The organism is Niveibacterium umoris (assembly GCF_014197015.1).
GTDB classification, from domain to species: Bacteria; Pseudomonadota; Gammaproteobacteria; order Burkholderiales; family Rhodocyclaceae; genus Niveibacterium; species Niveibacterium umoris.
The window spans coordinates 2,476,790-2,498,329 of the sequence record NZ_JACIET010000001.1 but is presented as its reverse complement, the minus strand read 5'-3'; the positions used below and the strand labels follow the sequence as shown (position 1 = coordinate 2,498,329).

The window sequence follows — 21,540 nt, the reverse complement described above, 5'->3', positions numbered from 1 at the left end:
GACTCAGATGAAGTTGAGGTAGCGGGTGGAGAAACGCCCGATGTTCGGCAGGATCGTGCTCAGGTCGCTGTCAGAGACGCCAAACCAGCGCCCCAAGGTCGCCGCGTATTGGTCGACCGAGGTCGTCGGCAGCAGGCGGCCAGAACCGACGTCTTCCGGCGTGCCGAGTTTGATGGTCGGGAAGGTGCCATAGATATCGTTGCCCTTGACCGCGCCGCCCACGATGAAGTGGTGCGAGCCCCAGCCGTGGTCCGAGCCATCGCCGTTGCTGGTCAGCGTGCGGCCGAAGTCCGATGCGGTGAACAGCGTTACGTTGTTGGCGATGCCCAGCTGCACGGTGGCGTTGTAGAAGTAATCGACGGCGCCGGAAATCGAAGCATGCAGACCCGGCTGCGTCGTGAGCTGATTGTCGTGCGTGTCGAAGCCGCCAATGCTGACGAAGAAGACCTGGCGCTTGACGCCGAGCGCGGCCGACACGCCGGCGAGGCGCGCCACGATCTGCAGCTGTTTGGCGAGGTTGTTGTTGGCTTGCGCGGTGGGCAGGGCGACACGCGTATCCGTCGTCGGCAGCGTGGTGAGCGCAGCCGATACCGCCGCCTGGGCGTCGATCGAACGCTGCACCACGCGCCCGTGCTCCTTCTCGAACAACTGAGCCGAATTGCCGGTGGTGACCGCCTTGAGTGCCGCCGCGCCCGCAGTCGATCCGAACAGGCTGCTTGCCGCGATGTTGTTGATGCCGACCGCGCCGCCCGAACTGATCTGGTACTGGAAAGTGTTCTGGCCAGTCAGGAAGACAGTGTTGCCGGCGGCCGAGATGGCTGTGAACACCGAGTTGGTGTTCATCGATCCGAGCAGGTCGCCGAAGCGGCCGCCCCAGCCCAGCTTGGAACCTTCCGGCGTGAAGGCCTGCCAGGTCGAGGTCTGGTCGTTGTGCGAAAAGAGTTTGGCCGGCACCGGCACCTTGCCGCTCTTGTATTCGGTGGCGTCCTTGATCGGTGCGACCAGCGGGCCGACGTTGGCGAGAATGGCAGCTTTGCCGCCGTCGAACAGCGCCTTGAGCGCACTCATTTCCGTCGGCAGTGCCAGTTGGCGGCCGCCAAGGCTGGTCAGCGGATTCAGCGGCAGCAGGGCGGTCTGCAGGCGGGCGATGGTGTCGCGCGCGGTGTAATAGTCGTTGTAGGACGCGCTGTCGTAAGGGATCACCGTATTCGTCTGGTCGTTGCCGCCGAAGAAGAACAGGCAGACAAGCGCCTTGTAGCCGGGGTCGGTGGCGGCCGCGGCGGCGCCGACGCCCGCCAGGTTCAGTGCGAAAGGCGCAGCCCCACCCAGGGCAGAGAGGGCAGCGGCACGCTTGAGAAAGTCGCGGCGGGAGGCGTTGTTGTGGCTCATGTTTGTCTCCCTTACTTCTGCACGAGGTAGTCGTTCGACGCCAGGGTCAGGAAAACCGCCAGCTTTGCGCGGTTGAGCCGCGCGGCGTCCGCCTTGGCTGCATCGGCGGGAATTGCGATGGCATTGACTGCGTCGCGAATCGTCTGTTTGGTCGTCGCGCTCATCGCACCGTGGGTGTAGATCAGATCGAGACGTGCCATCAGATCATCCGGCTTTTCAGCCAACGCGACTTCGGCAGCGAAGCTGGGCTGAACATCGCGTATGCCGTTGGTGCTGGTGCCAACCCCGGCGGAGATCGTGCTCTGCAGGAAGTTGAGGTAGCCGGCGACCGAGGTTTCGTTGGTGATCTGGAACTCCGGCGCCGCCTTGCCGGCGTCCGACAGGCTGGTGCCGGGCGGCACGTAGCCGGGGCGGAAGAAGTTGAAGACCGAGGGGGAGCGCAATGGGCTCTGGCTCAGGCCGAAGCTCGATGAATCGGTGTAGCCGACGAGGTAGCGACCGGAGGCGGATGTCGCCTTGGTGGCGCGCAGCAGATGCGCAAAGCGGACGATCGGCTCGCGCAGCTTGCCGGAGTCGCTCGCGGCCGCCGTCGTTGCGCTTCGCGCTTCGGTATCAAGCAGCACGGCACGGATCACCGCCTTCATGTCGCCGCGTACGCCTTTGCCATTGTCGGCGAAGGCTGCTGCTACCCGTGAGACGTAAGCCGGGCTCGGGTTGCTGGTGACCAGACGCTGGATCAGCTGCTTGCCGATGAAGGGGCCCACGTTCGGATGGCTCGCGAGCTTGTCGAGCGCGACTTTCAGGCTGGCCGCCGGGTCGGCCTTGGTTTGCGGCGCGATGGTCACGCCGAGGAACTTCTTTTCCGAGATCGAGTGGAACTGCGTGTAGCCCTGCATCGGCTTGACTTCGCGATCCGGGTCCTTGTCCGCCCCGTAGCCCCAGAAGCGGGCGTCGCCGGTATCGGCGCCGGCCCAGCTCCAGCCGGTGAAGACTTTGGCCAGCCCGGTCACGTCGTCATTGGTGTAGGTCTCGATCGGCTTGCCGTTGGCGTCGAGTTTCTGCGTGCCGTCGGCATTGAGTTCGTACAGGCCGATCGAGAACAGCTGCATCACTTCCCGTGCAAAGTTCTCGTCGGCGGAGCGCCCTTTGCTCTGATCTTCCTTCTGGTTGTGCAGATGGGTCAGGTAGATGCCCATCATCGGGTGCATCGCCACGTCTTCGATCAACTGGCGATAGGAGCCGAAGGCATCGCGGCCGAGCATGTCGTAGTACGAGGCCATGCCGCGGATGTTCTGCGACAGGTTGCCGTCGAACGAAACGACAAAGATTTCCGACAGCGCGAAGGCGACCCGCTGGCGCAATTCATCGTCACCAGTGACCGCCTGTTTCCAGAAGCTCTCGAAGAAATGCGTCTGATCGAGGGACTTTCCGGCCGCCAGCGTCGTCTGAAGTTGCTCGACGGTGGTCTGGTGCAGGGTCTGGGGTTTCGCGAACTGGGCGTCGAGCCAGGCCGAATAGTTGCTTGCTGCGAGCGCATCGATGCTCGCCTGGGTCGGCCCGAAGCTGGCTTGTTCGAGGAAACGCGCCGCCTCGGGCGGCGTTGGCGGGACGGCCGGTGTCGTTGTGCCGCCACCGCCGCTGCCGGTCCCGCCGCCGCCGGTGGTCCCGCCGGCACCCCCGCCGCCACCACCACCACCACCACCGCAGGCGACCAGCAAGCACAGCATGAGCGTTGCGCCAACATTACGAATCCGCATGAAAGTCCACCCCAAAAATCAACAAATCCCGAAATTATTCTAGAGGAATATTCCGACGGAATGTCGCGTGGTGAATTTCGAATTTTTGTGTCAGCGGCAGGATGACGCCGATCTGGGCGTGTTCAGGGCCAGGCGCGGGCGCCGAAGAGCATCCGCTTCGCCACGAAATGCCGCAACGGCGGCAGCAGATCCAGCGCCAGCAGGCCGGCACCGCGGGCGTGAGAAAGCAGCGGGTCGTCGTTCGAGAAGAGGCGTACCAATGAATCGGTGAAGCCGATCGTGCTGCGCCGGTCGAGCAATCGGGCCCGCGTGTAGCGCGCCAGCGCCGCGCCGTCGCCCGGATCGGCTACGTCGGTGAGCGTTTCGGTGAGCGCCCAAACATCGCGCAGCGCCAGGTTGAACCCTTGGCCGGCGACCGGGTGCAGTGTCTGGGCGGCATTGCCGAGCCAGACCGTGCGCGGCCCGACCGGGTTGTTGCGGACCCGCAGGCCGAGCGGAAAGCGGACGCGTTCCAGGGTTTCGACAAAGCGTACGCGGTCGCCGAAGGCAGCCTGCAGTGCGCCGCGAAATGCCGGTTCCGGCAAATCCATCCGCGCGTCGGCAGCCGCGGCGGGCATCGTCCACACCACCGAATAGTCTTCACCGAGTGGCAGCAGGGCCAGCGGGCCCTCCGGCGTGAAGCGTTCGTAGGCCACACCGCCATGTGGCGCCGCCAGCCGAGCGCGCAGAATGATCGCGTGCTGCCCATAGTCGCGGCTGCGGATGTCGCTTTCGGCGCTGCCCTGGATTACGCCTTCGCAGCAGGCGACCAACTGTGCGGCGAGGCTGCTGCCATCGGAGAGCTGCGCCTCGATGCAATCGCCGGTGGCTTCAAGGGCGGTGACGTTTGCGTCGTGCCGCACCTCGATGCCGCGCGCGTCTACCGCCGCCTTGAGTTGCGCGTACAAAAGCGACGCGGGCGTGACGTAGCCCAGCGCCGGCACGCCGTATTCGCTCGCCTGCATCCGGGTGCGACCCAGCGCGCCGCGTTGCGAAACATGGATCGTCTCGATCGGCGTCGGGCCGATCGCGGGCCAGGCGTTCAGGCGTTCAAGCGTTTGCCGGGTGCCGTGCGAGAGCGCTAGAACCCGTGCGTCGCGTGCGCCGGCGCCAGCCGGGCGGGCGTCGGCCAGCCGCACGCTGCGTCCCCGGCGGTGCAGCGCGAGCGCCAGCGCAAGGCCGACCGGGCCTGCGCCAACGATCAGCACCTCGGTGTTGCGTGTGTTCGACTGATCGTGGGGCGTCATGGTGCGTTCAGGGTGACTCAGGCGCGATCGCGCATCAGGGCTTCAATGTCGGCGACGGTTTTCGGTGCGCCCGCGCTGAGTACTTCCGGCGCGCCGTCGGTGATCCGCACATCATCCTCGATCCGCACGCCGATGTTCCAGAAATGCGCGGGCACATCGTCGGCCGGGCGGATGTAGAGGCCCGGCTCGACGGTCAGCACCTGATTCTCGGCCAGCGGCCGCCATCCGCCGTCAATCTTGTAGCGGCCCGCGTCGTGGACGTCCAGCCCTAGCCAATGGCCGGTGCTGTGCATGTAGAAGCGGTTGTAGGCCTTGCTTTCGATCAGACCGTCGCGGTCGCCGGCGAGCAGGCCCAGATCGAGCAGGCCTTGTGTCAGCACTGCGACGGCGGCGTCGTGGTAGGCGTTGTACGGCTGGCCGGCACGCACCTTGTCGATCGCGGCGAGTTCAGCCGCCAGCACCAGCTCGTAGATGTCGCGCTGCGGGCCAGTAAAGCGGCCGTTCACAGGGAAAGTGCGGGTGATATCGGCAGCATAGCCATCGACTTCGCAGCCGGCGTCGATCAGCAGCAGGTCGCCGTCGGCGAGTTGCGCGCGGTTGCCGACGTAGTGCAGCACGCAGGCGTTGGCGCCGCTGGCGACGATAGGCGTATAGGCCGGTGCCTGCGCGCCCCGGCTGAGGAATTCGTGCATCAGTTCGGCCGCAACCTGGTATTCGAAACGGCTGGGCCGGGCGAAGCGCATCGCGCGCGCATGGGCGTCGCTGCTGATGGCAGCGGCGCGGCGCATCGCGGCCAGTTCGTCGGGGTCCTTGTGCAGGCGCATTTCGTCGATCAGCAGGCGCAGGTCGCGCACGCTCGCGGGCGGCGTGACGCCTGTGCGGGCGCGGGCGCGCAGCGCGTCGAGTGCACGCACGATGCGGCTGTCCTCGGCATTGTCGGCGCCGATCGTGTGGAAGACCGCAGCCTGGTCGGCGAGGTAATCCGGCAGGCGGGTTTCAAGCTCGGTGATCGGCCACGCTTCGTCGAGGCCGAAGGTCCCGGCGGCAGCGGCCGGCCCGTAGCGGAAGCCGTCCCAGATCTCGCGTTCGAAGTTCTTCTCGCGGCAGAACAGCACACAGCGGGTGTGTGTGGCATCGGCGATCACCAGCAGGCTCGCTTCCGGTTCGACAAAGCCGGTGAGGTAGTAGAAGTTGCTTCCGAAGCGGTAGGCGTATTCGGAGTCGCCGTTGCGCAGCGCCTCGCGCGCGGTGGGGATGTAGGCGACGCCTCCGCCTGCGGCGCGCATCTGGTCGGCCAGGCGCAGGCGGCGTGCGGCGAAGGGGCTAGGGTCGAAGCTCATCCGGGTCCTTGTTGCTATCAATGCTGGGTCGAGGTCTGGCCAGTGCTTGCCAGTTGACGATCGAGTTCGGCGAGTCGTTCCGGGGTGCCGACATCAGTCCATGCGCCGGCATGCACCTCGCCACGAATGCGCCCGGCGGCACCGGCCGACGCGAACACCGGCAGCAGCGGATGTTTCTGGTGCGGCGGCACGCCCTTGAACAGCGCGGGATGGTACGCGGCGAGGCCGGAGAACGTGTAGGGCGCACCGAGCGCGACCCTGACCCTGGCCTCGTCGTCGAGAGCGAGGGCCGCGCCGGCCTTGTGACCCGGATACGGAATCAGGACCAGATGCGCCTGGCGATCGGCGTCCAGCCCCTTTGCGGCGGCGATCAGGCGTTCGAGCGGGAAGTCCGCATGAATGTCGCCGTTGATTGCGACAAAAGGTTCGCTGCCCAGCAGGGGCAGGGCAGTGGCAATACCGCCTGCGGTTTCGAGCGGCTCGCCCTCGCGCGACCAAGCGATCGAAACGCCCCAGCGCGCGCCGTCGCCGAGCGCTGCTTCGAGCACCTCGCCGAGCCAGGCGTGGTTGATGACGATGTCGCGAATGCCTGCGCGGGCGAGGGCTTCGATGTGCCACACGATCAGCGGCTTGCCGCCGACCGGCAGCAAGGGTTTGGGCGTGTGGTCGGTGAGCGGGCGCATGCGTTCACCGCGGCCGGCGGCCAGGATCATCGCCTTCATCAGAAGGTGAGCCCTTCGACCTTTTCGACCGGTTCGATGCGGTCGAGCAGTTTCGCCAGCGGTTTGAGTTCGCGGTAGCGTTCGGCGGTCTTGCGCAGGTAGCGCATCACCAGCGGCATGTTCTGCAAGTAGCCGTCCTTGCCGTCGCGGTGGTAGAGGCGCGCGAAGATGCCGAGCACCTTGATGTGACGCTGCGCGCCCATCCATTCGTAGTCGCGGTGGAAATCGGCGAAATCCTCGCGCACCGGCAGGCCGAGCTTGCGCGCCACCTGCCAGTAGCGCACCAGCCAGTCGATCGTGAGCTCTTCGTCCCACTCGATGTAGGCGTCCTTGAACAGCGAGACCAGATCGTAGGTGGTCGGGCCGTAGACCGCGTCCTGGAAGTCGAGCACGCCGGGGTTGCCGGCCGGCAGGTGCATCAGGTTGCGCGAGTGGAAGTCGCGATGAACGAAGACCTTGGGCTCGGCGAGGTTGACGTCGAGGATGTGGTCAAACACGTCGTAGAGGTCGGCGGTGTCCGCATCGCCCAGCGTGATGCCCTTGTGCCGGGCGACGTACCAGACCGGGAAGAGTTCGAGCTCTCGCAGCAGCAGCTCGCGCGAATAGTCCGGCAGCACGCCGGGCTGGCTGGCGGCCTGGATGCTCGCCAGCGCGCCGAGTGCGTCAGCGTAGAGGTGTGCGGCGTTGTCGGCGGTGAGGGCCTGCAGGTAGGTGGTGTTGCCCAGATCGGACAGCAGCAGGAAACCGTCCTCATGGTTCTCGGCCAGCACCTCTGGCACATGGGCGCCGCTCGCGCCGAACAGGCGGGCGACCTTGACGAAGGGCTTGCAGTCTTCGTGCGATGGCGGCGCATCCATGACGATGCGGGTCGTCTCGTCATCGAAGCGCGCGCGGAAGTAGCGGCGGAAACTCGCGTCGGCCGAAGCGGGGCTGAGGTTGAAGGTGCGACCGGGGTGCTGTGCGGCTACCCAGGCGCGAAGGAGTTCGAGTCGATCCAAGCCAGTGCTCCAGACCTGATCGCGTCTCCGGCGAAGGCGCGGCCAAGTGCTTGATGTAAAATCGCGCATTTTAGCAAACGGGCTTCGCGCCCGGCCCCAACGCGTGACGAAACCGACCCGCTTCCCTTTGCGCCTCGCGTTGCCCTTGCTGGCATGCAGCCTCGTTGCTGTGCCGGCCCATGGGGCGCAAGCGGCCGGGTTTTCAATCGGTGCTTTCCGGGCCGCACTCGGGCAAGTCGCCGCCGCTGCTGCGCCTGTGTCAAGCGCGCCCGGCGTTACCACGGTGACGGCGGACCGGATCGAAGGTCAGCAGGACGTGCGTGTCGATGCCGCGGGGCGGGTGGTGCTCGAACGCGACACCGCGCGGCTGGACGCCGACCGGGTGGATTACGACATTCTTGGCGACGAAGCCGTCGCGACCGGCAACGTGGTCTTGAAGCGCGGCACCGACACGATTCGTGGACCGCGTCTGCGTTATCGCGTTGAAGAGCAGGTGGGCGAGTTCGAAAAGCCGGACTACGAGATCCAGCGCAACCGTGCTGCGCGCGTCAGTGCGCAGGTGGCCAGCACCGGCATCGCCCGGCCCGCCGATGTGACGGTGCATGGCCGTGGCCATGCGGATTCGATCGAACTCGAAGGCGAGAACCGTTACCACCTGAAGAACGCGACATTCACCACCTGCGAGGCGAACGATCCGGCGTGGTACGTCAAGGCGAAAGAACTGGATCTGGATTTCGATCGCAACCAGGGAGACGCGTACAACGGTACCTTTCACTTCGGTGGTGTGCCGATCATGTATGCGCCGGTGGCGCCGTTTCCGCTCAACGGCGAACGGAGATCCGGTCTGCTCGCGCCGACGATCGGTACATCGAACGTCACCGGTCTCGATGTCACGCTGCCGTATTACCTGAACCTCGCGCCCAACTACGACGACACGATCGTGCCGCGCTACCTGGGGCGTCGCGGCATTCAGGTCAGCAACGAATTCCGCTATCTCAATCCCTCATTCCACGGCAGCCTGCAGACCGAATACCTGCCCAACGACGCGGTGTATGGCGAGAGCCGGAGCGCGATCGGCTTTCTGCACGAGCAGAACCTGGGCTACGGCTTTGCGGGGCGGATCAACTACAACGCGGTCAGCGACAAGGATTACTTCGCTGATCTGAGCTCCCGCGTGGCGCAAACCTCGACCGACGTTCTGCTGCGCGAAGCGTCGCTCGGCTACAACGCTGGTTCCTGGCTCACCGCATCGGTTCTCGCGCAGCGCTTTCAGACCCTGAAAGGCTCACCGCAGTACAACCGCCTGCCGGTGCTCATGGCTCAGGCCTATGTGCCGGAGCTTTCGGGTTTCTCGCTGAAGATGCCGCTCGAGGCGGCAGACTTCAGTCGCGCCGATTCGGATACCGGTTGGCGGGCCTATGCCTACCCGCAAGTGGCCTACAACTTCGTGCGTCCGCAGGGCTACATCGCGCCAAAGCTCGGTCTGCATGCCACCACTTATCAACTCGATCAGCGGGTGAGTGCAGGCCCTCTGTCCGCCCAGCGCGTGCTCCCGATCGCCAGCCTCGACGCCGGTCTGTTCTTCGAGCGCGACAGCCGTTTTGGCGAGCGCGCGATGGTTCAGACGCTCGAGCCGAGACTGTATTACCTGCGCGTGCCGTACCGGAATCAGGATCAGTTGCCGGTCTTTGATACCGCACCGGCTGACTTCGGCTTCGCGCAGATCTATTCCGAGAACGTCTATTCGGGCCAGGACCGCATTGCCAACGCCAGCCAGCTCACCGGCGGCGTGACCTCCCGTCTGCTGAGCGCCGAGACGGGCGAAGAACTGCTGCGCACGGCCTTCGGTGCGCGCATCTATTTCGAGAATCAGCGCGTGACCTTGCCGGGCGAGACCGGTCGCACTTCGCAGTGGGCGGATCTGCTCGGCGCATTTTCCGGTAAGGTGCTGGCGAACACGACGCTGGATCTGTTCGCGCAGTACAACCCGCGCGATACGCGGATGGAACGCGCGACGGCCGGCCTGCGCTACCAGCCCGGCTTCGCGAAAGTGGCTTCGGTGGCCTACCGCTATCAGCGTGATGTGTATGGCGACGTCGACGTGGCCCTCCAGTGGCCGGTCGTGCGGAACTTCTATGTGGTTGGCCGCGCCAGTGGCGACGTGCGCACCAACACCCTGACGCAGGCGATTGCCGGTGTCGAATACAACGGTGGCTGCTGGGTGTTGCGACTTGCCGCGCATTCTTTGTTGAACAGCACCGGCAAGTACACGAATGCCTACTACCTCCAGTTCGAGTTCGGTGGCGTGGTAAGCGTCGGCAACAGTCCGGTTTCACTGCTAGAGAGCAACGTGGTCGGTTATGGGCGCATCAGCCAGCCAGTGGCTGATCCGGTCTTCGGCACGCAATGACATCTGATCCGGCCGTATTGGCGGCCATGAGGAAGCACGCATGAAAAGTATGTTCCGTACCTTGTTTGGCTCGCTCGCCTTGCTGCTTTGCGTCGGGGCCGTCGCCGCGCCGCAGCAGATCGACGGCATCGCGGCGGTGGTCAACGACGAGGTGATTACCGCGCGCGAGCTTGAGGCGCGGGTGCAACAGGCATCCCGGCAGTTGCAGAAACAGGGCACGCAGTTGCCGCCGGCCGATGTGTTCGCCCGCCAGATGCTGGAGCGGATGATCTATGAACGGGTGCAATTGCAATTTGCCCGCGAGACCTCGGTGCGCGTGGACGATGCGACGCTGGAGCGCGCCACGCAGCGGATCGCCGAAAACAACAAGATGAACATCACCCAGTTCCGCGCTGCTCTCGAGAAGGACGGGATGTCGTGGACCGGCTTTCGCGAGGACATCCGCAATGAAATGACCCTCGGGCGCCTGCGCGAGCGTGAGGTCGAAACGCGGGTCATCGTCACCGACGCCGAAGTGGACGCCTTCCTTGCCGCGCAAACGGCGACCTCGTCGCAGGAAGTGATGGTGGCCCACATTCTGTTGCGTGCGCCTGACTCGGCCACGCCGCAGCAGTGGAGCAAGCTGCAGGCCCGCGCCGAAAGCCTGCTCGCGCGCGCGCAGGCGGGCGAGGACTTCACGAAACTGGCGGCAGGCAACTCCGATGCCCCGGATGCGTTGTCGGGCGGCAATCTGGGCTGGCGTCGCATCGATCGCTTGCCGACGCTGTATGCCGACGCGATCCGCCTGCTCAAGCCCGGTGCGCTGACGCAGGTGTTGCGCAGCCCGGCAGGTCTGCACATCGTCAAGCTGATCGATTCCCGCGGCGGCAGCGACAACGAAACCGCGACGGTGCAGCGTACCCATGTGCGGCACATCCTGATCAAGACGTCCGACAAGGTCAGCGATGCCGAGGCTCGCCAACGCCTGGAACAGTTGCGGGATCGGCTCGTTCAGGGGGGCAACTTTGCCGAACTGGCGAAGCGTTACTCCAATGACGGCAGTGCGCCGAAGGGCGGCGATCTGGGCTGGATCAACCCCGGCGATACCGTGCCGGAGTTCGAACGCGCGATGAACGCGTTGCCGATCGACGAGATCAGCCAACCGGTGCAATCGCCGTTCGGCTGGCACCTGATCCAGGTAACCGAGCGCAAGACCGAAGATGTATCGGGCGAACGTCGTCGCAACCAGGCGCGCGCCGCGCTGCGCGAACGCAAGTCCGACGAGGCCTTCGATGATTTCGTGCGGCAGTTGCGCGATCGCGCATTCGTTGAATTGCGGCCGCCCTACAACACGCCGCTGTGATGAGCACGCCGCTACCGACGCTGGCGATCACCTGCGGAGAGCCGGCAGGGGTCGGCCCCGAACTGGTGGCGACGCTGGCGCACCACAGCGTGGCCGCGCATCCGGTGGCGATTGGCGACCGTGAACTGATTCTGGCGCGCGCCGAGGCCTGCGGCCATGCGATAGGCGTCCGCGACTGGGTTCCCGGTGCGCCGCGCGCATCGGGCGTGCTCGACGTGCTGCATGTGCCGCTTGCGCGTGCCTCGACAGCCGGCAAACTGGATGTGGCGAACGCCACGCATGTGCTGGCAATCCTGGATTCAGCGATCGACGGTTGTATGCAAGGGCGCTTCGACGCCATCGTCACCGCGCCCTTGCACAAGGGCGTGATCAATGACGCCGGTGTGCCCTTCACCGGACATACCGAGTACCTCGCCGAGCGCACCGGCACACCGCAGGTGGTGATGATGCTGGCAGGCGGCGGCCTGCGGGTCGCGCTGGCGACCACGCATCTGGCGCTGAAGGATGTGCCGACGGCCCTGACGGCGGAGTCCCTCGCCACGACGATTCGTATCCTGCACTGCGATTTGCACACGCGCTTCGGGTTGGCAGCGCCACGCATCCTTGTCGCGGGGCTCAATCCGCATGCCGGTGAATCCGGCCACATGGGGCGTGAAGAGATCGACGTCATCACCCCGGTGCTCGACGCGCTGCGCGCCGAGGGCATGGCGCTGATCGGGCCGCTGCCGGCCGACACACTATTCACGCCACACCAGCTTGAACGCGGCGACGCGGTGCTGGCGATGTATCACGACCAGGGGCTACCGGTGTTGAAGTACGCAAGTTTCGGCGGTGGCGTGAATATCACGCTGGGCCTTCCGATCATCCGCACCTCGGTCGACCACGGCACCGCGCTGGACCTTGCCGGCAGCGGCCGCGCCGATCCGGGCAGCCTGTACGCCGCGATTGGGTGTGCGGTCGACATGGTGGCGGCACAGCGAAGGATGGGGGCATGAAGCGTCGCGAATTCCTGGTCGTCGGGGGTGCAAGCCTCTTTCTGGCCGCATGCCAGACGACCCAGCCGAAACCCGACCCGGAACCCGTGAAACCGGTGCAAGCGCAAGTCCCGGCAGCGCCGACCCCGCGACCCAAGGCGAAGATCGGCTTGGCGCTGGGCGGTGGGGCTGCGCGCGGCTTTGCGCACATCGGCGTGATCAAGGCGCTCGAAACCAACGGCATTTCGCCGGATATCGTCGTCGGCACCAGCGCCGGCAGCGTGGTGGGTGCGCTCTACGCCGCGGGCTTCGGCGCCTTTGATCTACAGAAGATGGCTTTCCAGCTCGAGGAGAGCTCGTTCAAGGACTGGGCACTGTTCGACCGCGGTTTGCTCAAGGGCGAGGCGCTGGAAGCCTTCATCAACAAACAGGTCGCGAACAAGCCGATCGAGGGACTCAAGCGGCGTTTCGCGGCGGTGGCGACCGACCTGCAGAGCGGCGAACCGACGGCGTTTTCGGTCGGCAACGTGGGGCAGGCGGTACGCGCGTCGGCTTCGGTCCCCGGCGTGTTCTCGCCGGTCGTGATCCGCGGTCGGGAATACGTGGATGGCGGGCTGGTCAGCCCGGTGCCGGCGCGCACCGCCCGCACCATGGGGGCCGACATCGTGATCGCCGTCGACATCTCGCAGCGCCCCTCCGGCAAGAAGGGCGGCGGCAGTGTCGACGTGCTGCTCGATACCATTGCAATCATGGGTAACAAGATCGCGGACTACGAATTGCGTGATGCCGACGTGGTGGTGAACCCGAACATCAAGGGTTTGCCCGCGGGCAATTTCCAGCAGCGCCATGAAGCGATCCTGGAAGGCGAGCGTGCCGGTTTCGGGGCGATCCCACGGATTCGCGAAAAGCTTCTTGCGTGGGACAAGCGATGATCCGGCCACTCGACGGTCACCTTGCGCGCAAGCGCTTCGGCCAGAACTTTCTCGTTGACCAGAACATCATCCGCAAGATCGTCTCGGCGATCGCGGTGAAACCGGGTGAGCCGATTGTCGAGATCGGACCCGGGCTGGGCGCGCTGACGGCGCCGCTGATCGCCGCGGCAGGGCATCTGCATGTGGTGGAGATCGACCGCGACCTGATTGCGCGACTCAAGGAAACCTACACACCCGAGCAGATCACGATCCACGAGGGCGACGCGCTGAAGTTTGACTTTGGCGCGCTGGCGGCCGGTTCGGAAGGGAAGTTGAAGGTGGTGGGTAACCTGCCCTACAACATCTCAACGCCCTTGCTGTTCCATCTGGCCGAGTTTGCAACCGGGGTGAAGGAAATGACCTTCATGCTGCAGCGGGAGGTTGTGGATCGTATGGTTGCGGACCCTGACGAAGAGGCCTACGGGCGGCTCGGCGTGATGCTGCAGTACCGCTTCCACATGGCGAAGCTGTTCGACGTGCCGCCCGGCGCCTTCCACCCGGCACCCAAAGTCACTTCGGCCATCGTACGTTTGGTGCCGAAGGCAGCGGGCGAGCTGGACTGCGATGACGACGCGCTGCTTGCCAAGGTCGTCACGGCGGCATTCGGGCAGCGCCGCAAGACCTTGCGCAATACCTTGAAGGGCATCCTCGACGATGGGGGCTTCGACGCCCTTGGAGTCGATCCGGGCAAACGCGGTGAAACGCTATCGCTCGCCGATTTCGTGCGTATCGCCAACTACTGCGCAGCAAAAGCCTGAAGTCAGCGAGCATTCAAACAAAAAGGGGCACGGTCAAGACCGTGCCCCTTTTGTGTCTGGTGGGCCCCCCGAGAGTCGAACTCGGCACCAACGGATTATGAGTCCGCTGCTCTAACCAGGCATGAGCTAGAGGCCCATGCGAGCCGCGTGGCGGCTCGCATCAAACAGGCTTAGCCTTCGCCGTCGAGGAAGCTACGCAGCTTGTCCGAACGCGACGGGTGGCGCAGCTTGCGCAACGCCTTGGCTTCGATCTGGCGGATGCGCTCGCGGGTGACGTCGAATTGTTTGCCGACTTCTTCCAGCGTGTGGTCGGTGTTCATTTCGATACCGAAACGCATGCGCAGCACCTTGGCTTCGCGCGGCGTGAGGCTGTCGAGCACTTCCTTGGTCGCGTCGCGCAGGCCGGAGTACTCGGCCGCATCGGCCGGTGCCACGGTGGCGGTGTCTTCGATGAAGTCGCCGAGGTGCGAGTCGTCGTCGTCGCCGATCGGCGTCTCCATGGAGATGGGCTCCTTGGAGATCTTCATGATCTTGCGGATCTTGTCCTCGGGCATCTCCATCTTCACCGCCAGCGTTGCCGGATCGGGCTCGAGGCCGGTTTCCTGCAGGATCTGGCGCGAGATGCGGTTCATCTTGTTGATCGTTTCGATCATGTGGACCGGGATGCGGATCGTGCGCGCCTGGTCGGCGATCGAACGCGTGATGGCCTGACGGATCCACCAGGTCGCGTAGGTCGAGAACTTGTAGCCGCGGCGGTATTCGAACTTGTCCACCGCCTTCATCAGGCCGATGTTGCCTTCCTGGATGAGGTCGAGGAACTGCAGGCCGCGGTTGGTGTACTTCTTCGCGATCGAGATCACCAGGCGCAGGTTGGCCTCGGTCATCTCGCGCTTGGCGCGGCGCATCTTCGCTTCGCCGGTGGACATCTGCTTGTTGATGTCCTTGAGCTCCTTGAGCGGAATGCCGATGCGTTCCTGCAGGTCGATCAGCTTCTGCTGCTCTTCCAGGATCGCCGGCTGCATGCGCATCAGCGCGGCGGCGTAACTGGCATTGCTGCTGATCTCGCTCTTCAGCCAGTCACGGTTCGTTTCATTGCCCGGGAAGACCTTGATGAAATGCTGACGCGACATGCCGGCGCGCTCGACGCACAGGTCGAGGATCTTGCGTTCGTGCTTGCGGACGTTTTCGACCATGTGGCGCACGGAGTCGCACAGCTTTTCGATCGACTTGGCGGTGAAGCGGATGTTCATCAGCTCGGCGCTGATCTGTCCGTGGATTTTCAGGTAGTTCTTGTCGTCCGAACCCTTCTTGCCCAGCGCCGCGATCATCTTGCCGTAAAGGCCGCGAATCACATCGAAGCGTTGCAGTGCGTCGGTCTTCAACTGGAGTAGCGAAGCGCTGATCTTGGCGGACCCGTCGCCGTCTTCGTCGTCGGCGTCTTCCTCTTCGTCTTCGTCGATTTCGACCTCTTCGGCCGGTACTTCTTCCGGCGCATTGGGGTCGATCAGGCCGTCGACGAGCTCGTCGATGCGCATCTCGTCCTTGGCGACCTTGTCTGCCACTTCAAGGATGTCTGCGACGGTGGTCGGGCAGGCGGAGATGGCCAGCACCATGTGCTTGAGGCCGTCTTCGATGCGTTTGGCGATCTCGATTTCGCCTTCGCGGGTGAGCAGCTCGACCGTGCCCATCTCGCGCATGTACATGCGAACCGGGTCGGTCGTGCGGCCGAATTCGGAATCGGCGGCGGACAGAGCCTGCTCGGCTTCTTCCTGTGCGGCTTCATCGTCGACGACCTGCGGCACGTTGTCCGAGATCAGCAGCTCTTCGGCGGCGGGGGCCTCGTCGTAGACCTGGATGCCCATGTCGCCGAAGGTCGAGATGATCGATTCGATCTGCTCGGCGTCCACCATGTCGTCGGGCAGGTGGTCGTTGATTTCCGCGTAGGTCAGGTAGCCGCGCTCCTTGCCGAGCGCGATCAGCGACTTCAGACGAGTGCGGCGGGCTTCGGCGTCGGCGGGCTGGAGTGTCGCCGCCTGAGCCAGCGCGAGTTCCTTCTCCTTGGTTTTTGCCTTGGCTGACTTTGGCTTGGACGTATCCTTGCGGGGGTCTTTTGATTTATCCGTGGCGGCCATGAAATCCTCGGGAAAAGGTCGCGAAAACCGATAATTATAGCGTAATCTCAGGCCGGCTGACCAGACCTAAGTTTCTGTTTTTTCGCAAGAAGCGAACCCAGGCGTGTGGCCGCGTCAGCGTTGGCGCGGCCGGTAGCGATCTGGTTCTGCAGCAACTTCAGCTCTTGTTCGACGGTCTGGAGCTCGAGTCGGTTGAGCAGATCGCGGAGCGTGTGTTCAAGGCTGCTCTCATTGACATAACCCTCTTCGATCGACTGCATCGCACGCGTTACCGCGGTTTCATGCGTCGAGTCGCGGAAGTGTTCGATCCAGGCGCCAAGGGGGGCTTCGAGAAGGGTGCCGTCCTCGCCGGCGTCGATGATGGCCATTACAGCGGCGCGTTCATCCGAATCCGGCAGATGGTCGAGCAGCGCGAGCGGCACCTTGTCGCCAAGGCGCGGTTGCGCCAGCAGCACCCGAAGTAGCTGGCGCTCCAGCGGCACGACGCCGACACGGGGTTCTGGTGGTGGAAGGGCTTTTTTGCCGAACCCGCCCTTGCCATAGTTGCCCGTGTTGCCCTCGTAGCGCGCCTGGCGGGGGCGTGGCACCTCCAGCCCCAAGGCTGCTGCCGTCTCGTCCGGACCGAGTTGCGCGGATTGGGCGAGATCGCGCACCAACTGCATCTTCAGGATGGGCGCCCCGATCTTCGGGATGAACTCCTTTGCGTTATGGACGAGGTGGGCGCGACCTTCGGCGGTCGCCAGGTCACAGCCTTCGGCCAGGGTGTCGATCAGGAAGCGCCCGAGCGGAGTGGCGTCGCGGGCTGCTGACTGGAAGGCATCGGCGCCGTGTGCGCGCACGAAGGAATCCGGATCGTGCTCGGGCGGCAGGAACAGGAAGCTGACCGCCTTGTCATCCGCCAAGTGCGGCAATGACGCCTCGAGGCCGCGGCGTGCGGCCTTGCGTCCGGCCTTGTCGCCGTCGAAGCAGAACACGAGTCGATCGGCCTGACGCAGCAGTTTCTGGATGTGCGTGGGCGTGGTCGCCGTGCCCAGTGTGGCGACTGCGTTGCAGACGCCGAACTGCGCGAGCGCGACGACGTCCATATAGCCTTCGACGACGATGACCGTTCCGGTCTCGCGGATCCCGATCCGCGCCTGCGGCAGCCCGTAAAGCTCGCGACCTTTTTCGAACAGTGGTGTTTCCGGTGAGTTCAGATACTTTGGCTCGCCCGCATCGAGAATCCGTCCGCCAAAGGCAATGACGTTTCCACGCGCATCCTGGATCGGAAACATGATGCGGTCGCGGAAGCGGTCGTAGCGCCGCCCGGCCTCGTTGTCGATCACCAGGCCGGCTTCCGCCAGTGCGGGTTCGTCATATTTCGGGAAGGCCTTGTCGAGCGCCTGCCATCCGTCCGGTGCATAGCCAATCCCGAACTTCGCCGCCACTTCGCCGGTGAGGCCGCGACGTTTCAGATAGTCGACCGCGCGCGGCGATGCCTTGAGTTGTTCCCGGTAGAAACGTGCGGCGGTCGACATGACCTCGACCAGCGAGCGATGTTGTTCGCGTTCCCCGCCGGAAAAGGCCGGGCCGTCGTCCGGCACTTCAAGGCCGAGTTGCTGTGCCAGATCCTTGACCGCATCGACAAAGCCGAGTCCGGAATACTCCATCAGAAAGCCGATGGCGGTGCCGTGCGCGCCGCAGCCGAAGCAGTGGTAGAACTGCTTTGTCGGGCTGACGGTGAAGCTCGGCGACTTCTCGTTGTGGAACGGGCAGCAGGCAGCGTAGTTCGCGCCGGCCTTTTTCAGCGGTACGTAACGCTGGATCAGGTCGACGATGTCAGTGCGAGCTATCAGGTCCTGGATGAAGGACTGGGGGATCATTGTTCTGCTGATGCGGGTCGGCGCCAATCGCCGACCTTCATCAGTATAGGAGACGCACGGGCGTCCGCCGCCCGCTACGGTCAGCCGGCAAGCTTGGCCTTGACGCGTGCCGATACGATGGTCATGTCCGCACGTCCGGCAAGCCGGCTCTTCAGCGTGCCCATCAGCTTGCCCATGCCGGCCGGGCCGCTGGCGCCCGTCTCGGCAATGGCAGTGTCGATTTCGGCATCGATTTCGGACTCGGACAATTGGGCCGGCATGTACGCAGAGAGCACTTCAATCTCGAAGCGCTCGGCCGAGGCGAGATCTTCACGTTTGGCGGCCTCGTACTGGGTGACTGAATCCCGCCGCTGCTTGATCTGCTTCTCCACAACAGCGAGCACGGCAGCGTCATCAAGTTCGACGCGCTCGTCGACTTCCTTTTGCTTGATCGCCGCGAGCAAAAGCCGCAACGCACCCAGGCGGGCGGCGTCTTTCGCGCGCATTGCGTTCTTCATGTCCTCATTGATCTGTAGCTTGAGCGGCATTCGGGACTCCATGGCTGACTTGAAGGCGCAAAAGCGCAGCGGAACGCGACCTTGGAAGGCGCGTTCCGCTGCGCGAATTCGTGCGGACTATTGGCAGCGTAGCTGCCAGCCGGTTCGGCTTAGTACAGCTTCGGCGGCAGCTGCTGGCTGCGCAGGCGCTTGTGCAGGCGCTTCACTGCAGCAGCTTTCTTGCGCTTGCGCTCGGCGGTCGGCTTTTCGTAGAACTCGCGCGAACGCAGCTCGGTGATGACACCGGCCTTCTCGATGGTGCGCTTGAAGCGACGGATCGCAACTTCAAACGGTTCGTTTTCCTTGAGGCGGATACCCGGCATTCTCAAAACCTCGAATTGATCAGTAGTCTGGGCGAGTTCGAAGCAAGGTCGAGCGCGCCCGTTGAGCGAAGCTCGCTAGTTTAACCAAACTCGTCCGGATTTCCAAGTCCACTGTCAAGTGCCATCGCCTGGGCCTTCGCGCTACACTCGCGGCCCATGTTGATACTCGGCATCGAATCCTCGTGCGATGAGACCGGCGTTGGCGTCTACGACACCGGGCGCGGCCTTCTGGCGCATCGCGTTCACTCCCAGATAGCACTGCACGCCGAGTACGGTGGCGTCGTGCCTGAGCTTGCGTCCCGCGATCATGTGCGCCGAATCGTGCCTCTGGTGCGCGAGGCACTCGCGGCATCCGGCCACGAAGCGGCCGATCTGCATGGCGTTGGTTACACCGCCGGGCCAGGACTGGCGGGCGCGCTGCTTGTCGGCGCCGCTTTTGCAGAGGCTTTCGCGTTTGGTCTCGGAATCCCGGCGCTACCCGTCCACCATCTTGAAGGACACCTGCTGTCGCCGTTGTTGTCCAGGGACCCGCCTAGATTCCCGTTCATCGCGCTGCTGGTTTCAGGCGGGCACACCCAACTGATGCGGGTCACCGGCGTCGGCGCTTACGAATTGCTTGGCGAAACCGTCGATGATGCAGCGGGTGAAGCCTTCGACAAAACCGCAAAGCTGCTCGGTCTTGATTACCCGGGCGGACCCGCGCTTGCGGCGCTGGCCGCAGAGGGTACGGCGGGGCGTTTCAAGCTGCCGCGGCCGATGTTGCATTCAGGCGATTTGAATTTCAGTTTCAGCGGTCTCAAGACGGCGGTACTCACGGCAACTCGGGCTCCTGAATGGCAGGCGGAGCGCCGTGCTGACCTGGCTGCCGAGTTTCAGGAGGCTGTTACCGAGGTGCTGGTCGCAAAATCCATCGCGGCGATGAAGAGTGCAGGCGTCAATACACTGGTCGTGGCGGGTGGTGTCGGCGCCAATCGGCGGCTGCGTCAGCGATTGAATGAAAGCGCTGCGCGGCGGAAATTCCGCGTGCACTATCCGGAGCTCGAATTCTGTTCGGACAACGGTGCGATGATTGCGCTTGCCGCCGCGTTGAGATTCGAGCAGGGGGCAAAGGGAAGTCGCGAGGGGCGATTTGCGGTTCGCCCGAGATGGCCCCTCAACGAACTCCGGCCGCCGGCCGATATTGCCTAGCGTTTCTTGTTGCCAATGCGGCTTTCCTGCCCGGTGATCAGTCGCGAGATGTTTTCCTTGTGACGCCAGATCAGTATTAGCGACATCGCGGCCACAGAAACAGTCCACGCCAGTTCGGGGGTTCGCCAATACGTCAGTGCGGGTGCGGTGAGGGCTGCGGCGAGTGCTGCGGCGGACGAATATCGAGTTGAAATCGCCACGGTCAGCCAGCACAGCAAGGTCAGTCCGCCCACTACCGGGCTCATCGCCATGAGCACCCCGGCTGCCGTCGCGACGCCTTTCCCGCCCTGAAAGCGCAAGAAAGCGGAGAATACGTGGCCAAGGAATGCAAACAGGCCGGCGGCTGCCGCATCGAACTCGCTCAAGCCGAAGGCTTCGGCAAGCATGCGTGCTGCTATCACCGCAACGGCGCCTTTGAGTGCGTCCCCGACAAGGGTCAGGATTGCGGCTTTCTTGTTTCCGCTGCGCAGGACATTTGTGGCGCCCGGGTTGCCGGATCCGTATTGGCGAGGGTCTTCAAGTCCCATGGCTCGGCTGACAAGGACGGCAAACGGAACGGAGCCGAGAAAGTAGGCCACGAGGGCGACGAGGGCTGTTTGCATCGATTAATGGCTGATTCGCAAGTTGGAGCGTGAATGGACTTTATTTTTGTCGAAGGGCTTCAGGTCGAGGCGTCTGTGGGCATCTACGAGCGCGAAAAGCGAGCCACCCAGATGCTCGAGATCAACCTGACGTTTGGCGTGCCGGACGCGGCGGCTGCGCACGACGACATCAACGATACGATCAATTATGACGTAGTGGTCGAGCGAATCCGGGCGGTGCTCGCGCATCGCCATTTCAATCTGCTCGAAACGCTTGGCGAGTTCATTGTCGATATGCTCTTCTCGGAATTCGCTGCGCCCTGGGTGCGGGTTTCGATTGCGAAAATGGGTGTGCTGCGCGGCGTACGCAGGGTGGGCGTCTTCATCGAACGCGGGCGCGACGAGCCTGCGCCGCCGCGCCCGGATTTCCAGCACTGAAAAGCTGAACGGGCCTTGAGGGCCCGTTTTCTGTTTCAGCGAATTTCCAGTTCGGCGAGCGCCTTGCCGCTTGCCAGCCATTCGGCAACCCAGCCCGGCTTGCGCCCATGGCCGGTCCACGTTTGTGCAGTGTTGGCAGGATTGCGGTACTTCGGCGTGCCGACCGTTTTGCGCACCGCAGCCTTGCGGCCGGGTTTGGCCGCCCCGGTGCGCGGCTTTGCAGCCTTGCGGGCAGGTTTCTTGTCGTCACCGATCAGGTCGCCCAGGGAAAGTCCGGCTTCGCTGACCAGTTTATTGACCTTCTTCAGCACATCTTTCTTGGCACTATTGGCGCGACGCTCGATTTCGGCTTCGACGCGCTTGAGCAGTCTCTTGAGTTCTGTGAGGCTTTGCTTGGTAAGTTCCATTGTTCCCCTCTGAGCTTTTCGTTATTGATACTCCGGCCGATTTCGGATCGGAATATGCAATTGATACTGCAATTCCGCAGATAAAGCAATCTCAATTGGGGGAATTGGATTGCGTTTCCTTCGTCG

19 protein-coding genes and 1 tRNA gene are annotated in these 21,540 nt (G+C 64.0%); 7 read left to right on the top strand and 13 right to left on the bottom strand.

Annotation, left to right across the window (positions count from 1 at the left end):
• Window positions 1-3 precede the first annotated feature (3 nt).
• From GGR36_RS11210 to GGR36_RS11185, 6 genes are all read right to left on the bottom strand, one after another.
• Entirely contained in the window at window positions 4-1,389 is a 1,386-nt protein-coding gene (locus GGR36_RS11210) for a DUF1501 domain-containing protein (protein WP_183634670.1), read from the bottom strand.
• Window positions 1,390-1,400: 11 nt separating this feature from the next.
• Window positions 1,401-3,146: a DUF1800 domain-containing protein gene (locus GGR36_RS11205; protein ID WP_207064238.1), complete on the bottom strand. Its 1,746-nt coding sequence runs from the start codon at window positions 3,144-3,146 to the stop codon at window positions 1,401-1,403.
• Between the two features lie 122 nt (window positions 3,147-3,268).
• On the bottom strand, window positions 3,269-4,432 hold the full coding sequence (locus tag GGR36_RS11200) for an FAD-dependent monooxygenase (RefSeq protein WP_183634669.1): 1,164 nt from the start codon (window positions 4,430-4,432) through the stop codon (window positions 3,269-3,271).
• Window positions 4,433-4,449: 17 nt separating this feature from the next.
• On the bottom strand, window positions 4,450-5,772 hold the full coding sequence (locus GGR36_RS11195; RefSeq protein WP_183634668.1) for an aminopeptidase P N-terminal domain-containing protein: 1,323 nt from the start codon (window positions 5,770-5,772) through the stop codon (window positions 4,450-4,452).
• Between the two features lie 17 nt (window positions 5,773-5,789).
• Window positions 5,790-6,485: an N-acetylmuramate alpha-1-phosphate uridylyltransferase MurU gene (gene murU, locus GGR36_RS11190; protein ID WP_207064362.1), complete on the bottom strand. Its 696-nt coding sequence runs from the start codon at window positions 6,483-6,485 to the stop codon at window positions 5,790-5,792.
• An 8-nt stretch (window positions 6,486-6,493) separates the two neighbouring features.
• Window positions 6,494-7,492: an aminoglycoside phosphotransferase family protein gene (locus GGR36_RS11185; protein ID WP_183634666.1), complete on the bottom strand. Its 999-nt coding sequence runs from the start codon at window positions 7,490-7,492 to the stop codon at window positions 6,494-6,496.
• Window positions 7,493-7,595: 103 nt separating this feature from the next.
• Between GGR36_RS11185 and GGR36_RS11180 the strand changes: the two genes are divergently transcribed.
• From GGR36_RS11180 to rsmA, 5 genes are read left to right on the top strand one after another with little or no spacing between them, the layout of a single operon-like run.
• Window positions 7,596-9,902 (top strand): LPS assembly protein LptD, encoded by a 2,307-nt coding sequence (locus tag GGR36_RS11180; protein WP_207064239.1) that lies wholly within the window; start codon window positions 7,596-7,598, stop codon window positions 9,900-9,902.
• 40 nt (window positions 9,903-9,942) lie between these two features.
• The gene (locus tag GGR36_RS11175; RefSeq protein WP_183634664.1) at window positions 9,943-11,244 is read left to right on the top strand and encodes a peptidylprolyl isomerase; all 1,302 of its coding nucleotides are present in this window, start codon (window positions 9,943-9,945) and stop codon (window positions 11,242-11,244) included.
• A complete protein-coding gene (gene pdxA / locus GGR36_RS11170) occupies window positions 11,244-12,239 on the top strand; it encodes a 4-hydroxythreonine-4-phosphate dehydrogenase PdxA (protein WP_183634663.1) in 996 nt (331 codons plus the stop codon). The genes GGR36_RS11175 and pdxA overlap by 1 nt, the downstream gene beginning before the upstream one ends.
• Window positions 12,236-13,150 (top strand): patatin-like phospholipase family protein, encoded by a 915-nt coding sequence (locus GGR36_RS11165; RefSeq protein ID WP_183634662.1) that lies wholly within the window; start codon window positions 12,236-12,238, stop codon window positions 13,148-13,150. The genes pdxA and GGR36_RS11165 overlap by 4 nt, the downstream gene beginning before the upstream one ends.
• On the top strand, window positions 13,147-13,947 hold the full coding sequence (gene rsmA, locus GGR36_RS11160) for a 16S rRNA (adenine(1518)-N(6)/adenine(1519)-N(6))-dimethyltransferase RsmA (protein ID WP_183634661.1): 801 nt from the start codon (window positions 13,147-13,149) through the stop codon (window positions 13,945-13,947). The genes GGR36_RS11165 and rsmA overlap by 4 nt, the downstream gene beginning before the upstream one ends.
• A 57-nt stretch (window positions 13,948-14,004) precedes the next feature.
• On the opposite strand, the gene GGR36_RS11155 is transcribed toward rsmA, so the two are convergent.
• The 5 genes from GGR36_RS11155 to rpsU all read right to left on the bottom strand — a co-directional run bounded on the left by GGR36_RS11155 (window position 14,005) and on the right by rpsU (window position 18,800).
• Window positions 14,005-14,083, bottom strand: a tRNA-Ile gene (locus tag GGR36_RS11155).
• A gap of 34 nt (window positions 14,084-14,117) precedes the next feature.
• Window positions 14,118-16,079: an RNA polymerase sigma factor RpoD gene (gene rpoD / locus GGR36_RS11150; RefSeq protein WP_183634660.1), complete on the bottom strand. Its 1,962-nt coding sequence runs from the start codon at window positions 16,077-16,079 to the stop codon at window positions 14,118-14,120.
• A gap of 47 nt (window positions 16,080-16,126) precedes the next feature.
• Window positions 16,127-17,941: a DNA primase gene (dnaG, locus tag GGR36_RS11145; RefSeq protein WP_183634659.1), complete on the bottom strand. Its 1,815-nt coding sequence runs from the start codon at window positions 17,939-17,941 to the stop codon at window positions 16,127-16,129.
• 80 nt (window positions 17,942-18,021) lie between these two features.
• On the bottom strand, window positions 18,022-18,468 hold the full coding sequence (locus GGR36_RS11140; protein WP_183634658.1) for a GatB/YqeY domain-containing protein: 447 nt from the start codon (window positions 18,466-18,468) through the stop codon (window positions 18,022-18,024).
• Window positions 18,469-18,587: 119 nt separating this feature from the next.
• Window positions 18,588-18,800 carry a 30S ribosomal protein S21 gene (rpsU, locus tag GGR36_RS11135; RefSeq protein WP_172204808.1) on the bottom strand — a complete coding sequence of 71 codons (213 nt, stop codon included), beginning with the start codon at window positions 18,798-18,800 and terminating at the stop codon, window positions 18,588-18,590.
• A 156-nt stretch (window positions 18,801-18,956) separates the two neighbouring features.
• Between rpsU and tsaD the strand changes: the two genes are divergently transcribed.
• Window positions 18,957-19,988 carry a tRNA (adenosine(37)-N6)-threonylcarbamoyltransferase complex transferase subunit TsaD gene (gene tsaD, locus GGR36_RS11130; RefSeq protein WP_183634657.1) on the top strand — a complete coding sequence of 344 codons (1,032 nt, stop codon included), beginning with the start codon at window positions 18,957-18,959 and terminating at the stop codon, window positions 19,986-19,988.
• Here the strand turns inward: tsaD and plsY are convergent.
• Window positions 19,985-20,590, bottom strand: coding sequence for a glycerol-3-phosphate 1-O-acyltransferase PlsY (gene plsY, locus GGR36_RS11125; RefSeq protein ID WP_183634656.1), 606 nt, complete (start codon window positions 20,588-20,590; stop codon window positions 19,985-19,987). The genes tsaD and plsY overlap by 4 nt on opposite strands.
• 33 nt (window positions 20,591-20,623) lie before the next feature.
• Between plsY and GGR36_RS11120 the strand changes: the two genes are divergently transcribed.
• Window positions 20,624-21,007 carry a dihydroneopterin aldolase gene (locus tag GGR36_RS11120; protein WP_183634655.1) on the top strand — a complete coding sequence of 128 codons (384 nt, stop codon included), beginning with the start codon at window positions 20,624-20,626 and terminating at the stop codon, window positions 21,005-21,007.
• Between the two features lie 35 nt (window positions 21,008-21,042).
• Here GGR36_RS11120 and GGR36_RS11115 read toward each other — a convergent pair whose 3' ends face one another.
• Window positions 21,043-21,414 (bottom strand): H-NS histone family protein, encoded by a 372-nt coding sequence (locus GGR36_RS11115; protein WP_183634654.1) that lies wholly within the window; start codon window positions 21,412-21,414, stop codon window positions 21,043-21,045.
• Window positions 21,415-21,540 lie beyond the last annotated feature (126 nt).

What these genes read in the sequence shown, in the direction of transcription:
- rpoD (WP_183634660.1), bottom strand. Translation starts at nt 16,079, where the DNA reads ATGGCCGCCACGGATAAATCAAAAGACCCCCGCAAGGATACGTCCAAG.
- GGR36_RS11200 (WP_183634669.1), bottom strand. Translation starts at nt 4,432, where the DNA reads ATGACGCCCCACGATCAGTCGAACACACGCAACACCGAGGTGCTGATC.
- pdxA (WP_183634663.1), top strand. Translation starts at nt 11,244, where the DNA reads ATGAGCACGCCGCTACCGACGCTGGCGATCACCTGCGGAGAGCCGGCA.
- GGR36_RS11175 (WP_183634664.1), top strand. Translation starts at nt 9,943, where the DNA reads ATGAAAAGTATGTTCCGTACCTTGTTTGGCTCGCTCGCCTTGCTGCTT.
- GGR36_RS11210 (WP_183634670.1), bottom strand. Translation starts at nt 1,389, where the DNA reads ATGAGCCACAACAACGCCTCCCGCCGCGACTTTCTCAAGCGTGCCGCT.
- rpsU (WP_172204808.1), bottom strand. Translation starts at nt 18,800, where the DNA reads ATGCCGGGTATCCGCCTCAAGGAAAACGAACCGTTTGAAGTTGCGATC.
- GGR36_RS11115 (WP_183634654.1), bottom strand. Translation starts at nt 21,414, where the DNA reads ATGGAACTTACCAAGCAAAGCCTCACAGAACTCAAGAGACTGCTCAAG.
- murU (WP_207064362.1), bottom strand. Translation starts at nt 6,485, where the DNA reads ATGATCCTGGCCGCCGGCCGCGGTGAACGCATGCGCCCGCTCACCGAC.
- GGR36_RS11140 (WP_183634658.1), bottom strand. Translation starts at nt 18,468, where the DNA reads ATGCCGCTCAAGCTACAGATCAATGAGGACATGAAGAACGCAATGCGC.
- GGR36_RS11165 (WP_183634662.1), top strand. Translation starts at nt 12,236, where the DNA reads ATGAAGCGTCGCGAATTCCTGGTCGTCGGGGGTGCAAGCCTCTTTCTG.
- GGR36_RS11120 (WP_183634655.1), top strand. Translation starts at nt 20,624, where the DNA reads ATGGACTTTATTTTTGTCGAAGGGCTTCAGGTCGAGGCGTCTGTGGGC.
- tsaD (WP_183634657.1), top strand. Translation starts at nt 18,957, where the DNA reads ATGTTGATACTCGGCATCGAATCCTCGTGCGATGAGACCGGCGTTGGC.
- rsmA (WP_183634661.1), top strand. Translation starts at nt 13,147, where the DNA reads ATGATCCGGCCACTCGACGGTCACCTTGCGCGCAAGCGCTTCGGCCAG.
- dnaG (WP_183634659.1), bottom strand. Translation starts at nt 17,941, where the DNA reads ATGATCCCCCAGTCCTTCATCCAGGACCTGATAGCTCGCACTGACATC.
- GGR36_RS11205 (WP_207064238.1), bottom strand. Translation starts at nt 3,146, where the DNA reads ATGCGGATTCGTAATGTTGGCGCAACGCTCATGCTGTGCTTGCTGGTC.
- plsY (WP_183634656.1), bottom strand. Translation starts at nt 20,590, where the DNA reads ATGCAAACAGCCCTCGTCGCCCTCGTGGCCTACTTTCTCGGCTCCGTT.
- GGR36_RS11195 (WP_183634668.1), bottom strand. Translation starts at nt 5,772, where the DNA reads ATGAGCTTCGACCCTAGCCCCTTCGCCGCACGCCGCCTGCGCCTGGCC.